The sequence below is a fragment of the Burkholderia aenigmatica genome (assembly GCF_902499175.1).
Lineage (GTDB): Bacteria > Pseudomonadota > Gammaproteobacteria > Burkholderiales > Burkholderiaceae > Burkholderia > Burkholderia aenigmatica.
Map to the genome: position 1 here is coordinate 86436 of NZ_CABVQC010000027.1, position 13027 is coordinate 99462.

The 13027-nt window shown below is 65.9% G+C and carries 13 protein-coding genes; 7 read left to right on the top strand and 6 right to left on the bottom strand.

Annotated elements, in window-relative coordinates; all coding sequences use genetic code 11:
* Window positions 1-293: 293 nt before the first annotated feature.
* The gene (locus BDO18943_RS20450; protein ID WP_175023781.1) at window positions 294-1784 is read left to right on the top strand and encodes an alanine/glycine:cation symporter family protein; all 1491 of its coding nucleotides are present in this window, start codon (window positions 294-296) and stop codon (window positions 1782-1784) included.
* Between the two features lie 147 nt (window positions 1785-1931).
* Here the strand turns inward: BDO18943_RS20450 and BDO18943_RS20455 are convergent, their stop codons facing one another.
* Window positions 1932-2666 carry a lysozyme inhibitor LprI family protein gene (locus BDO18943_RS20455; protein WP_175023782.1) on the bottom strand — a complete coding sequence of 245 codons (735 nt, stop codon included), beginning with the start codon at window positions 2664-2666 and terminating at the stop codon, window positions 1932-1934.
* Between the two features lie 441 nt (window positions 2667-3107).
* Between BDO18943_RS20455 and BDO18943_RS20460 the strand changes: the two genes are divergently transcribed.
* The 3 genes from BDO18943_RS20460 (at window position 3108) to trhA (ending at window position 6220) form a co-directional block, all read left to right on the top strand.
* The gene (locus BDO18943_RS20460; RefSeq protein ID WP_175023783.1) at window positions 3108-5186 is read left to right on the top strand and encodes a carbon starvation CstA family protein; all 2079 of its coding nucleotides are present in this window, start codon (window positions 3108-3110) and stop codon (window positions 5184-5186) included.
* 12 nt (window positions 5187-5198) lie between these two features.
* Entirely contained in the window at window positions 5199-5405 is a 207-nt protein-coding gene (locus BDO18943_RS20465) for a YbdD/YjiX family protein (RefSeq protein WP_011353713.1), read from the top strand.
* A 194-nt stretch (window positions 5406-5599) separates the two neighbouring features.
* Window positions 5600-6220: a PAQR family membrane homeostasis protein TrhA gene (gene trhA, locus BDO18943_RS20470; protein WP_043181237.1), complete on the top strand. Its 621-nt coding sequence runs from the start codon at window positions 5600-5602 to the stop codon at window positions 6218-6220.
* A 64-nt stretch (window positions 6221-6284) separates the two neighbouring features.
* On the opposite strand, the gene BDO18943_RS20475 is transcribed toward trhA, so the two are convergent.
* The 3 genes from BDO18943_RS20475 to BDO18943_RS20485 form a co-directional block, all read right to left on the bottom strand.
* On the bottom strand, window positions 6285-7694 hold the full coding sequence (locus BDO18943_RS20475; RefSeq protein WP_175023784.1) for an MFS transporter: 1410 nt from the start codon (window positions 7692-7694) through the stop codon (window positions 6285-6287).
* Complete coding sequence (locus tag BDO18943_RS20480; protein ID WP_175023785.1) at window positions 7691-8122, bottom strand: nuclear transport factor 2 family protein; 432 nt, start codon at window positions 8120-8122, stop codon at window positions 7691-7693. The genes BDO18943_RS20475 and BDO18943_RS20480 overlap by 4 nt, the downstream gene beginning before the upstream one ends.
* Before the next feature lie 118 nt (window positions 8123-8240).
* A complete protein-coding gene (locus BDO18943_RS20485) occupies window positions 8241-8594 on the bottom strand; it encodes a DOPA 4,5-dioxygenase family protein (RefSeq protein WP_175023786.1) in 354 nt (117 codons plus the stop codon).
* A 491-nt stretch (window positions 8595-9085) separates the two neighbouring features.
* Here BDO18943_RS20485 and BDO18943_RS20490 point away from each other — a divergent pair, with 491 nt between their 5' ends.
* The 3 genes from BDO18943_RS20490 to BDO18943_RS20500 are packed head-to-tail and all read left to right on the top strand — an operon-like array spanning window position 9086 to window position 10175.
* Entirely contained in the window at window positions 9086-9463 is a 378-nt protein-coding gene (locus tag BDO18943_RS20490) for a hypothetical protein (RefSeq protein WP_175023787.1), read from the top strand.
* Window positions 9464-9477: 14 nt separating this feature from the next.
* A complete protein-coding gene (locus BDO18943_RS20495; RefSeq protein WP_175023788.1) occupies window positions 9478-9690 on the top strand; it encodes a hypothetical protein in 213 nt (70 codons plus the stop codon).
* Window positions 9687-10175, top strand: coding sequence for a hypothetical protein (locus tag BDO18943_RS20500; RefSeq protein WP_175023789.1), 489 nt, complete (start codon window positions 9687-9689; stop codon window positions 10173-10175). The genes BDO18943_RS20495 and BDO18943_RS20500 overlap by 4 nt, the downstream gene beginning before the upstream one ends.
* Window positions 10176-10403: 228 nt before the next feature.
* Here the strand turns inward: BDO18943_RS20500 and hpnH are convergent, their stop codons facing one another.
* The gene (gene hpnH, locus BDO18943_RS20505; protein ID WP_175023790.1) at window positions 10404-11564 is read right to left on the bottom strand and encodes an adenosyl-hopene transferase HpnH; all 1161 of its coding nucleotides are present in this window, start codon (window positions 11562-11564) and stop codon (window positions 10404-10406) included.
* 12 nt (window positions 11565-11576) lie between these two features.
* Window positions 11577-12518, bottom strand: coding sequence for a 4-hydroxy-3-methylbut-2-enyl diphosphate reductase (gene ispH, locus BDO18943_RS20510; protein WP_039349543.1), 942 nt, complete (start codon window positions 12516-12518; stop codon window positions 11577-11579).
* Window positions 12519-13027 lie beyond the last annotated feature (509 nt).

Below are 13027 nucleotides of genomic sequence, written 5' to 3' on the forward strand. Positions count from 1 at the left end.
AACACTGTACGGTGCGCGCCGGCCGGGATCAATGCCGTTCGGGCGCAGGGCTCTACAGCGCCGCGCGAGTCGAGGCACCCGATGCGCTGCTCGATTGCCGATCACGTCGTTGCCACGCCGCCCGCGTGCGTCACGCACCGCTTGGGGCACACCCCGATGCGAAGCAAATCGTAAGGCATGTAATATAAATGAAAGATAAATTCGGATCTGTCCGTCGTCGTGACTCCCGCGCGCTCGCGTAACGGATCCGACCCTCCGCCACGCGTCATGCCCGACTTCAACTGAAACGCCTCATGGAACAACTCGTCGATTTGCTCAACGGTGTCATCTGGAGCCCCGCGCTCATCTTTCTCTGTCTTGCCGCGGGGCTGTACTTCTCGCTGCGCACGCGCTTCGCGCAGGTTCGCCACTTCATCGAGATGCTGCGCCTGATGCGCGGCAGCAAGGCCTCGGCGGAAGGCGTGTCGTCGTTCCAGGCGCTGGCGATGTCGCTGTCGGGGCGCGTCGGCACCGGCAACATCGCGGGCGTCGCGACGGCCATCACGTTCGGCGGCCCCGGGGCGATGTTCTGGATGTGGCTCGTCGCATTCCTCGGCGCGAGCACCGCGTTCGTCGAATCGACGCTGTCGCAGATCTACAAGGTGCGGCGCGAAGGACAGTATCGCGGCGGCCCCGCGTATTACATCGAGAAGGGGCTCGGCATCCGCTGGTATGCGGTGGCGTTCGCGATCGCCACCGTGCTCGCCTGCGGGCTGCTGCTCCCGGGCGTGCAGGCGAACGGGATCTCGTCCGCGATCGAGAATTCCTTCGGCATCGCGAAGCCCGTCACCGGCGCGGTGCTCGTGCTGCTGCTCGGGCTGATCATCTTCGGCGGCGTGAAGCGGATCGCGCGCGTCGCGGAAATCGTCGTGCCGTTCATGGCGCTCGGCTACATCCTGATCGCGTGCGTCGTGATCGCGCTCGACATCGAACGCCTGCCGGACGTCGTCAGGCTGGTGTTCGAAAGCGCGTTCGGCTTCGAGGCCAGCTTTGGCGCGGTGCTCGGCATGGCGATCCAGTGGGGCGTGAAGCGCGGCGTCTATTCGAATGAAGCGGGGCAGGGCACGGGCCCGCACGCGTCGGCCGCCGCCGAAGTGACGCACCCGGCGCAGCAAGGGCTCGTGCAGGCCTTCTCCGTCTACGTCGATACGCTGTTCGTCTGCTCGGCGACGGGCTTCATGATCCTCATCACCGGCGCCTACAACGTGGTCGCGCCGAACGGCCGCGCGCTGTTTTCGGGCGCGGCCGGCATCGAGGCCGGCCCCGGCTACACGCAGATGGCCGTCGAATCGGTGCTGCCGGGCTTCGGTGCGGCGTTCGTCGCGATGGCGCTGTTCTTCTTCGCGTTCACCACCATCCTCGCTTACTACTACATCGCGGAAACCAACGTCGCGTACCTGAGCCGCACGCGCAGCAGCGCTGCCGGCACGTTCGTGCTGCGCGCGGTGATCCTGCTCGCCACGCTGTACGGCGCGGTGAAGAGCGCGAGCGTCGCTTGGGCGCTCGGCGATATCGGCGTCGGGCTGATGGCATGGCTGAACATCGTCGCGATCCTGCTGCTGCAGAAGCCGGCGCTCAAGGCGTTGCGCGACTACGAGGCGCAGAAGCGCGCGGGACGCGAGCCGTCGTTCGATCCGGCCGCGCTCGGCATCGCGAATGCGACCTTCTGGGAGAAGCGGAGTGAGGCGAGCGGCGCGCGCGAGAGCCGGGCCGAGCCGGTTGTGACGGCCGAACGGCAGTCGTAGCGCTGCACACCGCATAGGCGTGGCCGGCCGAGACGGCGGCCGCGCGCGCCGCGGGATTGATTCGTTTCGCACCGGCGGCCGGCCCATTCGTTGCCGGCCGTTTCGCATGGCGACGTGCGTGGAAGCCGGTGCGTGACGGCGAGATGGCTAGTTGCCGTTGCCTTGGAGAATCATGTCCACACGATCTTCAGTCGCCAGCCAGCGGCAGCGCTCGGGCTCGCCCGAATCGCGACACTCGTCCTCCTTGTGGTCGACCCAAATGCGCTCCTCGACGCGCAAACTCCGAGCCTGAGCCTCATCGTTGTTTTTTGCGTAGCGGGAAAGAATGCGTCGGTAGTTGTCGTTGAGCGCCCGATCGGCGCGCTGATAGAGCCAGTTGTAGGGGCGCGCAGGATCGAACGACGGGAAATTGCCGAACGGGAACGCTTCTTCCGGATTATTGGAATACCAGCCGTTGGCCACGCCCACGATCATTTGGACCGATCGCTGCGAACGTGGAACCGCGAATTCGGAATTCCACGTCAAGACCATCCAGTTATGATCGCCATGCGTATCCAGAACGCGCACGTTGACCGTCTTGACCGGGCGTCCGTTCTCGCGGACATGAACCGCAGCACATGGCCCCACCCGGTTCTTTTCGTCACCGTCGAACCGTGCAATGCAAGTGCCTGGCGGGGGGAGCGACGTCCCGGTCACCTGGCCGAAGTTGTCCTTGCTCGCGTCGGTGTCCGTGACCTTCACAAGCAGGGACACGTGCGGCGAATTCTCGTCGACACGGGCTGCTTCGACGTCAAGATGCAGTGTGGTCTCCGCCAGCGCATTCGCAGAGAACAGGGCGCAGAAACCGGCGAGCGTCGAAACGGCAAGTCGAGTGAAGTACATGACGGATGGTCAAAGGTTGATCAAGAGGTGAAAGGGCGTGGCATCGAGCGCCAAACGATCTTAATTCGCGCGAGCGGAACTTTCAAAGTATCGTGACCCACGGCTCCCGCCTTTGCCCGGGATCGCCGCCCGCCCGACACGCGCCGGGACGAGCCGGGACGCGCCGGTCGTTTCGACGGAAACATGCGCGGCGTGGACATGGCAGGCAAGGAACGCAGTCATGCAAACCGACGCTTCCGCCCGAACGTTGCACACGCATCTACGTAATTCTACGTAGCTCCGCATACGTAGTTATCCGCTTGTAAGTCGCCCCCGTCGCACGGAATACTACGGCCCATCGTCGCGGCCGTTGCGTGGCCGTGGCACGACGCATCGACGTCACGTGTGTGCGGCACCCTCGCCGCATGCCATCTAAAACCACATTGGAGACCAGGAGACGCCATGAATCGGGCTTCCAGTACCCTGCTCTGGATTGCGGTCGCGCTGCTCGGCGCGTTCGCGTTCGGCACGATTGCACTCGCACACGGCGAGCGCGTCAGTGCCCTCTGGATCGTGATCGCCGCAGTCTGCGTGTATCTGATCGCGTATCGCTTCTACAGCCGTTTCATCGCCAGCAAGGTGATGCAGCTCGACGGGCTGCGCATGACGCCGGCCGTCAAGTACAACGACGGCCTCGACTACGTGCCGACCAACAAGTACGTGCTGTTCGGCCATCACTTTGCCGCGATCGCCGGCGCCGGCCCGCTCGTCGGGCCCGTGCTCGCCGCGCAGATGGGCTACATGCCCGGCATGCTGTGGATCCTGGCCGGCGTCGTGTTCGCCGGCGCGGTGCAGGACTTCATCGTGCTGTTCATCTCGACGCGCCGCGACGGCCGCTCGCTCGGCGATCTCGTCAAGATGGAGCTCGGCACGGTACCCGGCGTGATCGCGCTGTTCGGCGCGTTCCTGATCATGGTGATCATCCTCGCGGTGCTCGCGCTGATCGTCGTGAAGGCGCTGACCAATTCGCCGTGGGGCACGTTCACCGTCGCCGCGACGATTCCGATCGCGCTGTTCATGGGCGTCTATACGCGCTACATCCGTCCGGGCCGCATCGGCGAAGTGTCGATCATCGGCTTCGTGCTGCTGATGGCGTCGATCGCGTTCGGCCAGCACGTGCACGATTCGCCGACGCTCGCCGCATGGTTCACATTCACGGGCACGCAGCTCACATGGATCCTGATCGGCTACGGCTTCGTCGCATCGGTGCTGCCGGTGTGGCTGCTGCTCGCGCCGCGCGACTACCTGTCGACCTTCCTGAAGATCGGCACGATCCTCGGCCTCGCGATCGGCATCCTGGTCGTCGCACCGGAACTGAAGATGCCCGCGCTGACGAAGTTCGTCGACGGCACGGGCCCGGTGTGGTCGGGCGGCCTGTTCCCGTTCCTGTTCATCACGATCGCGTGCGGCGCGGTGTCGGGTTTCCACGCGCTGATCTCGTCGGGCACGACGCCGAAGCTGATCGACAACGAAACCAACGCGCGCTTCATCGGTTACGGCGCGATGCTGATGGAATCGTTCGTCGCGATCATGGCGCTGGTCGCCGCGAGCGTGATCGAACCGGGCATCTACTTCGCGATGAACGCGCCGGCCGCCGTGCTCGGCTCGACGCCGGAAGCGGTGGCGAACACGGTCACGCAATGGGGCTTCGTGCTGACGCCCGACATGCTGACGCAGACCGCGAAGGCCGTCGGCGAAACGACGATCATTGCGCGCGCGGGCGGCGCACCGACGCTGGCCGTCGGCATGGCGCACATCCTGCACCAGGTGATCGGCGGCGAAGCGATGATGGCGTTCTGGTATCACTTCGCGATCCTGTTCGAAGCGCTGTTCATCCTGACGGCCGTCGACGCCGGCACGCGCGCGGGCCGCTTCATGCTGCAGGACCTGCTCGGCACGTTCCACCCGGCGCTCAAGCGTACCGAGTCGCTGCCCGCGAACCTGGTCGCCACCGCGCTGTGCGTGGCCGCGTGGGGCTACTTCCTGTATCAGGGCGTGGTCGATCCGCTCGGCGGCATCAACACGCTGTGGCCGCTGTTCGGCATCTCGAACCAGATGCTCGCCGCGATCGCGCTGGTGCTCGGCACCGTCGTGCTGTTCAAGATGAAGCGCGAGCGCTATGCGTGGGTGACGATCGTGCCGACCGTATGGCTGCTGATCTGCACGCTGACCGCCGGCTGGCAGAAGATTTTCGACGCGAACCCGAAGGTCAGCTTCCTCGCGCACGCCGCGAAGCTGCAGGCCGCGGTGGACGAAGGCAAGGTGCTCGCGCCGGCGAAGTCGATCGCGCAGATGCAGCGGATCATCTTCAACGACTACATCGATGCGGCGCTGGCCGGGCTGTTCATCTTCGTCGTCGTGGCGATCGCGGTGTACGGCGTGATTGCCGTGCTGCGCGCGCGCCGCGAGTCGAAGCCGACCGTGCGCGAGACGCCGTACGAAGCGATGCCGGCCGCGCAGGCGCTCGGCAGCGGACGTTAAGGAGAGGCCGCGATGTTCAGCGATCTGGGCAGCGACCTGCGCAGCGCGGGGCGTTACCTCGGGCAGGCGTTGCGGCTGATGGTCGGCCTGCCCGACTACGACACCTACGTCGCGCACATGCGTGCGACCCATCCGGACCGCGAGCCGATGACGTACGAGGAATTCTTCCGCGAGCGTCAGAATGCGCGGTACGGGTCGGGGGCGGGGAAGTGCTGTTGAACCGCACCGCCGCAGCGGTTCGGTGATCGACAGGGAAGCGCCGCGAGGGATTTCGCGGCGCTTTTTCTTTGGCGGGCCGGCGGCGCGCATGCAGCGGGATTCGCCGCACCGTTTGCCGGCGCGCAGCACGGCACGGACCGGCGGCCGGTATCATAGGGTGTATCTTTCCCGATGGACCCGCAGGAGAACACGTCGTGCATGTCGGTGAGCGTTTCAACAGCATTTCCCATCTCGTCGGCGCGGTGCTGTCGGTGGCTGGCCTTGTGGCGCTCGTGACGATGGGCGCGCTCGAAGGCGATCCGTACAAGGTCGTGAGCTTCAGCGTGTACGGCGCGATGCTGATCCTGCTCTATGCGATCTCGACGCTGTACCACAGCGTGCGCAATCCGCGCCTGAAAGCCATTCTGCAGAAGTGCGACCACTCGGCGATCTACCTGCTGATCGCCGGCAGCTATACGCCGTTCACGCTGGTGACGTTGCGCGGCCCGTGGGGCTGGTCGCTGTTCGGCGTGAGCTGGGGGCTGGCCGTGTTCGGGATCGTGCAGGAACTGACGCTCGGCCGGCGCACGCGCATGTTGTCGATGATCCTGTACGTGGCGATGGGCTGGCTCGCGCTTGTCGCGGTGCGTCCGCTGATCCATGCGCTGCCGCCAGTCGGTACCGCGTGGCTCGTGGCGGGCGGCTTGATCTACAGCGCGGGGATCTACTTCTTCATCAACGACGAACGCATCCGCCACGGGCACGGTATCTGGCATCTGTTCGTGCTGGCAGGGAGCCTGTGCCAGTTCGTCAGTGTCGCGATGTATGTCGCGTGAGCGGAAGGCGGCGTTGAGCCGATGACGGCGCGCTGTATCGCTGGAGCGCCTGCCGGAGCATGCGTTACCGGCGCGTCGCGGTCCGCAGCTGCGCGGCCGGTTCGCCGGGTGCCGGTGTCGGCCGCGCCGTGATCCACCATGTCGCGGCGGCGAGTGCCGACAATCCGGTCGCGATGCCGAGCGCTACCCGCATCGCCGCCGGAAACGGCTGCAGTGTCGCGATGCACGCACCGAAAATTGCCACACCAAGCGCCGATCCACTCTGCCGCGCCGCGTTCAGCGCGGCCGCCGCCACGCCGGCGCGGCGCCGGTCGACCGTCCCGAGCGCAGGCGACGTCGCAGCCGGCGAGATGAATCCCGATGCGAAGCCGATCGCGAGCATCGGCGCGATAGCGAGCCACGCGGGTGTCGTTGCACCGATGCCCGTCATGCCGAGCGCGCCGGCCGCATAGAGCCCAAACGCCGCGCACATCGTGCCACGCGAGCCGAAGCGCGCAACGAGCCCGCCCGAGCACAGCCCGCCGAGCGCGACCATCGCGGTCATCGGCAGAAACGCGAGCCCCGTATCGAGCGGGCTCGCGCCGCGGATCTGCCGATAGAACAGGCTGAGCACGAACAGCAGGCCGTAGAACACGAACGCCGACGCCATCGACACGAATGTCGAGCCGGCGAACAGCCGGTTGCGGAAGAACGCGAGCGGCAGCATCGGCTCGCGGCGGCGCGCTTCGATCGCGACGAACGCGATCCACGCGACGACGCTCGTCACCGCGCCGCCGACGATCGGCGCCGAGCGCCAGCCGAGCGACGGGCCTTCGATCAGCGTGCCGATCAGCGCCGCGATCGCGATGATGGCCGCGGCCTGGCCGCCCCAGTCGAAATGCCGCGAGGCGTCGACGACGGCGGCGCGCGTGACCGTGCGGCCGAGCCAGATGCCGGCAAGCCCGAGCGGCAGGTTCACGAAGAAGAGGCTGCGCCACCCGAACAGATGGATCAGCAGGCCGCCGATCAACGGGCCCGACGCCATCGCGATGCCGCCGCAGCCCATCCACAGGCTGATCGCCGATGCGCGCGCGGCCGGTTCGGGGAAGGCGCGATTGAGCAGCGCGAGCGAGCAGGGCACCAGCATCGCGCTGCCGATACCTTGCAACGCGCGGGCGATCGCGAGCGCCGGAAGGTTCGGCGCGACGCCGCACAGTGCTGACGCGGCAACGAATACCGCGAGCCCCGCGATATAGACGGTGCGATCGCCGAGCCGGTCGCCGAGCGTGCCGCCCGTCATCAGCAGGCTCGCGAACGCGAGCGTGTACGCGTTCACGATCCACTGCAGGCCGGCCACGTGACTGCCGAAGGTGTGCGCGATGTCGGTGAGCGCGACGTTGACGATCGACGCGTCGAGCAGCACGAGCGTGTAGCTCACGCAGGTCGCGGCGAGCACACGGCGGGCGGCGGCGCGGTTCGGCGCGGCGGCGGTCATGCGCGGTCGGTCGCCGGCGTGGCAGCTTGCAGCGCGAGAAACCCGACCCATCCCCAGTACACGCGATGATGCGCGATCAGCCCGTCGCGCAGATCCATCACCTCGACAAGATCGACCTGGTCGCCGTTCGGCGTAGCGCGCGGATATTCCCACGTGAGCTGGCGGCCGTTCGAGAAGAACAGCCCGGTGCGGTACCAGCGCCCTAACTTGTTGCCCGGATTGCGCAGGCCCGCCGCAAAGAACGCACCGATCGCGGCCTTGCCGCGCAGCACGCCCGAACCGTGATCGGGCAGCGTAACGACGATCAGCGGTGTCTCGAGCACCGCGTCGTCGGCATACAGCGCCATCAGCGCATCGACGTCGCGCGCAACGACGGCTGCGTGCCAGCCTTCATAAATGTGCCGGGCGTCGGTGTTGGCGTGTGACATGGCGGGTTCCTGGAAGCATCGATAACGGAACCCACTGTAGGGGCGCGTCGCCGCGGGACGTTTCACGTCAACCCGAAACGTGGATGTCACCGTGGCGCACGCGGTCGCGTGCCGGCTGTTATCCCGCCAGCGCGTCGAGATTCAGCACATACGATTTCCCGATCCACACCGCGCAATCGCGATGGTCGCGCAGTTCGTCGTTCGTATTCGGATGCAGGAAGATATCGAGCGCGCCGTGGTTCAGCACGAGCCACGGCACGATGTCGTCGAAGCGCGTGGCGTCGAATGCGATCTGGTACGACCAGGCCGGGTGCGGGCCGACGAGGCGCTCGTGAAAGCGGCCGAGTTCGATGACCGCGCCGAACCGTTCGTCGACGACCTGGCGAAACGCCCAGGCCGCGTCGCGGCTGGCGGCAGCGAAATAGACGTGCGCGTGCCAACTGTCGATGGCGGTGGTGTCGAGGGCAGCCATGAAAGGACTCGATAAAAATGGGAATGCATGAGGTGCCGTGCGAAACGGCCGATGCGTGATTATCGCGCGTCCTTGCCGGGCGCGTCGTGTCGCTATCCGGTCGTTCGGGCGCGATGATTTGTCCTGAATCACAAAAACGGTTCGATTCGAAAAAGCCCGAGATCGAGGTATCCGCACGCGCGATATCACGCCGGAAGCCTTGTCGCAGGTACGCCGGCCACGATCGCACCGGCAACACGTCATTTCAGAAATTGAAAAAGCGCGGTGTGCGCCGCTTCGGATCGTCTGAACAATGGCGATCAGGGCGTTGAATGAATTAAAGAAATTCCGATTTGGCGGGATTCGCGCATGACGCGGTTTGCGCACCGAATTCCGAAGCCGAAAATATCAATTGCAGATTCGGCTATTCAAGCGGAATGCAGCGCGACATACGATGGTTTCAACGCATCGTCGAACACGATCGATGCGGGGACAACCAACTGGAGGCCACTATGCGATCCCTCGTTCCCGTTGCGGGACTTTCCTGCGCACTCGTTGCGCTGCCCGCCGTCAGTTTTGCTCAGAGTGCCGTCACCGATGGCGCACCGAATGCCTCACTGTCGAGCTGGTGGGCGGCGCGTGCCGAGACCGACGCACAACTGATGCAGATGACGCGCACCGGCTATCGCGCGACGTCGGCCGGTAACCAGAACTATCCGCTTGCGATGCAGCGTGCGCTCGAACGTGTCCGCAATCCGGTGCCGGACCGGTCGCGCGAAGAGCGGGCCGAGATGGAAGCACGCGCCGCGCGCGACGTGCAGGGCGGCCATCCGGTCAAGGCGTTCTTCGTGAAGACCGCGTACTACCTGAAGGGCGAGAACACGTTCTGATGCAGGAGACGAGCATGGCTTGCACGATCCGATTTGCCGGCGTCGTGCGCGCGTCGGCGCCGCGCCGGCTGCCGGACGCGCGAGCGACGCAGCGGCGCAACGATGGGCACGGCGCGTGGCGTCGTGCGAAGCACCTGCGCCATGCGCGCCGTGACGCCGTTGCGTGCCGCAGCGCATGGCCGGCCGTCGCGGCGGGCGACGTGCCCGCAAGCGGGGGCCAATCATGAAGAGCTCCCGGAAGCACCGTCGCCACGTGCCGCTGACCCGCGAGTGGCTGCTGCCGCTGCCGCCCGTGCATGCGCGCGACATCTCGCTGAAATGCCACATGGCGCTCGTCGCGCTGCGTGGCGGGCATGGCAGCGAGGCGCTGCTGTTGCGCTTGCGCACGAGTGTCTACCTGGTGTTCCTGGCGCTCGACGACGCGGTGTGCGCTGACGCGGACATCGACCTGTGCGTCGATGCGGAGCGTGCGCTCGACGCAGGCGTGGCGCGCGCGGCGCAAAGCGGCACATGGACGTTGCGCGACGACGAATGCGCGGTGCTCGAGCATGTGCTCGCGGCGAACGACGCGTGCGTCACGACGCTCACGCGGCATCGGCTGGCCGAGCTGTGGGAGCACGTCTGCACCTTCGCGTCGAGCGGTCAGCCGGCGCTCGTCGCGAGCGCGGCGGAGAAGATGCGCATGCACGCGGCCGAATCGCTGGCCGCGTAGCGGCGCACCGGTTTCGCAGGGAGAGGGTGGAGGAGACAGGGCCAGCCGCACCGGCGTGGCCGCCGCAATTGCGCTACGTCGACGATTGCGCGGCTGCGGCATCGATACGGTGACGGCGGAACGCGACCCAAAGCCGCGGCCCAAAACAAAAGCGCCACGGAGCGGACTCCGTGGCGCTTCCTTTTTCCCGCCGGCGCGGAGGCTCGGCCCCCGCGTGGCGAAACGCGCTTAGGCTGCTGCGGCCGGCTTCGCCTGCTTTTGCAGCTTGCCCTTGCCGGCGCGCTGGATTTCCTCGAGCTTGATCTCGACGTGACGCGAGAACACGTACTCGGCCGGGCGCTGCTTGTCGATCGGAATGTCCGGTGCGAACGGGCCGTCGGTCTTGATGCCCTTGCGGCTCACGGCGAACGCCTTCAGCGGATGCGCCATCGTGTCCATCACGGCGGTCGCTTCGAAGCCGCAGTGGACCATGCAGTCCGCGCACTTCTCGTAGTTGCCGACGCCGTAGTTGTCCCAGTTCGTGTCTTCCATCAGTTCCTTGAAGGTCTTCACGTAACCTTCGCCGACCAGATAGCACGGCTTTTGCCAGCCGAACACGGTACGCGCCGGGTTGCCCCACGGCGTGCACTTGTAGGTCTGGTTGCCGGCCAGGAAGTCGAGGAACAGCGACGACTGGCTGAACGACCAGCGCTTGCCGCCGTCGCCGCGCTTCAGGATCTCGCGGAACAGGTTCTTCGTCTTGTCGCGGTTCAGGAAGTGCTGCTGATCCGGTGCGCGCTCGTACGCGTAGCCCGGCGACACGGTGATGCCGTCGACGCCGATCGGGCCCAGCGTATCGAAGAACTTCGCGACGCGTTCCGGCACGGCATCGTTGAACAGCGTGCAGTTGATGTTCACGCGGAAGCCGCGGCGCTTCGCTTCCTTGATCGCCGCGACCGCCTTGTCGTACACGCCTTCCTGCGACACCGAGTGGTCGTGCGCCTGCTGGTCGCCGTCGAGGTGGACCGACCACACGAAGTACGGGCTCGGCTTGTAGTCGTCCATCTTCTTTTCCATCAGCAGCGCGTTCGTGCAGAGGTAGACGAACTTCTTGCGCTTCATGATGCCGCGGACGATTTCCGGCATTTCCTTGTGCAGCAGCGGCTCGCCGCCTGCGATCGACACGATCGGTGCGCCGCACTCGTCGACCGCTTCCAGGCATTCCTGGACGGACAGACGCTGGTTCAGGATGGGATCCGGGTAATCGATCTTGCCGCAGCCGTTGCACGCGAGGTTGCAGCGGAACAGCGGCTCGAGCATCAGCGCGAGCGGATAGCGTTTGTTGCCGGACAGGTGTTGGCGCGTGATGTACGCGCCGACGCGGACTTGCTGGAGCAGCGGAATAGACAAGAGATGTCCTCCTTAAACTTCGCGGGCGACAGCTTGCGTGAGCTTCGCCGGCAGCTTGAATTCGACTTTTTCCTCACGGCCCGCCATCGTCGTGACGTCGACGGGACCCAGCGCGCGCAACGCGCCAATTACATCTTCGACCATCTCCTCGGGCGCGGACGCCCCGGCGGTCAGCCCAACGGTCTTCGCATTCGCGAACCATTCGGCCTTTACTTCTGAACCGTCGGCGACGAGGTAGCTCGGCACACCACTTTCGGTGCCGATCTCGCGCAGGCGGTTCGAGTTCGAGCTGTTCGTCGCACCGACGACGAGCAGTACGTCAACCTGTTCGCTCAGCTCGCGCACGGCGGCCTGGCGATTTTGCGTCGCGTAGCAGATGTCGCGCGTGTCCGGGCCGACGAGGTCGGTGAACCGGCGCTGCAGCGCTTCGATGATGCCGCGCGTATCGTCGACCGACAGCGTGGTCTGCGTGATGTACGCGACCGGCGTGTCGACGGGCAGCGTCAGCGTATCGACTTCTGCTTCGCTCTGCACGAGGATCACCTCGGCCGGAATCTGGCCGATCGTACCCTCGACTTCCGGGTGGCCCGCATGGCCGATCAGGATCAGCCGGCGGCCCGCCGCGACATACTGGCGGCCCTGCACGTGCACTTTCGTGACGAGCGGGCAGGTGGCGTCGAGCACGTCGAGCCCGCGCGTTTCCGCGTCGCGCTCGACCGTCTGGGCGACACCGTGCGCGCTGAAGATCGCGACAGCACCGTGGGGCACCTCGTCGAGTTCCTCAACGAATCGCGCCCCTTTATTACGCAGGTTTTCGACGACATGCCGGTTATGCACGATCTCATGACGCACATAGACCGGCGCACCGTGCTGTTGCAGCGCGCGGTCGACGATCTCGATCGCACGGACAACCCCCGCACAAAAGCCGCGGGGCTGGGCAAGGATGACTCGCATAAGTGAGCGAACTCCGACGACAGACGCCGGGGTTCGAGGAGCTGGCACTCGCTCGCTCGCCCCGGCTTGATGTTATGAAGGCAGGAACGAACCGGCCGGCCAGGCCCCGGAACCCCGAATTAATCGCGCATTTTAACTCTATCGGGAAGTCCTTGCTTTGGTGCTGTGAATGGCGTGTTGCATTTGCGGGAGAGCCGCGTCGGCGCTGGCGCGCGCGGAACCCAGTAAACTATGCGGTTTCGCGGGCAGCCGCTCCGGCTGCCCGGCGTCGCGCTCATTTCAAGGCCATTCGATGACCGTCGATTCTTACGCGTTTTGCCCGGCCGCCCGTGCGGTTTCGGGCGTTTTGTTCCTGACCCCTATTGAATTTGCCCATGCCGGCGCCCGGCAGGAGGCGTGCCGATGATGCTGGTCCTCGCTTTCCTGGTGTCCGGCCTGTCGCTGATGATCTGGATCGTGCTGCTCGTCGCGCGTGGCGGCTTCTGGCGCGCGGTGCCCGCGCGGCCGCT

What these genes read in the sequence shown, in the direction of transcription:
- BDO18943_RS20485 (WP_175023786.1), bottom strand. Translation starts at nt 8,594, where the DNA reads ATGGCTGCCCTCGACACCACCGCCATCGACAGTTGGCACGCGCACGTC.
- BDO18943_RS20465 (WP_011353713.1), top strand. Translation starts at nt 5,199, where the DNA reads ATGTTCAGCGATCTGGGCAGCGACCTGCGCAGCGCGGGGCGTTACCTC.
- BDO18943_RS20490 (WP_175023787.1), top strand. Translation starts at nt 9,086, where the DNA reads ATGCGATCCCTCGTTCCCGTTGCGGGACTTTCCTGCGCACTCGTTGCG.
- BDO18943_RS20455 (WP_175023782.1), bottom strand. Translation starts at nt 2,666, where the DNA reads ATGTACTTCACTCGACTTGCCGTTTCGACGCTCGCCGGTTTCTGCGCC.
- BDO18943_RS20500 (WP_175023789.1), top strand. Translation starts at nt 9,687, where the DNA reads ATGAAGAGCTCCCGGAAGCACCGTCGCCACGTGCCGCTGACCCGCGAG.
- BDO18943_RS20460 (WP_175023783.1), top strand. Translation starts at nt 3,108, where the DNA reads ATGAATCGGGCTTCCAGTACCCTGCTCTGGATTGCGGTCGCGCTGCTC.
- BDO18943_RS20495 (WP_175023788.1), top strand. Translation starts at nt 9,478, where the DNA reads ATGGCTTGCACGATCCGATTTGCCGGCGTCGTGCGCGCGTCGGCGCCG.
- BDO18943_RS20480 (WP_175023785.1), bottom strand. Translation starts at nt 8,122, where the DNA reads ATGTCACACGCCAACACCGACGCCCGGCACATTTATGAAGGCTGGCAC.
- BDO18943_RS20450 (WP_175023781.1), top strand. Translation starts at nt 294, where the DNA reads ATGGAACAACTCGTCGATTTGCTCAACGGTGTCATCTGGAGCCCCGCG.
- BDO18943_RS20475 (WP_175023784.1), bottom strand. Translation starts at nt 7,694, where the DNA reads ATGACCGCCGCCGCGCCGAACCGCGCCGCCGCCCGCCGTGTGCTCGCC.
- ispH (WP_039349543.1), bottom strand. Translation starts at nt 12,518, where the DNA reads ATGCGAGTCATCCTTGCCCAGCCCCGCGGCTTTTGTGCGGGGGTTGTC.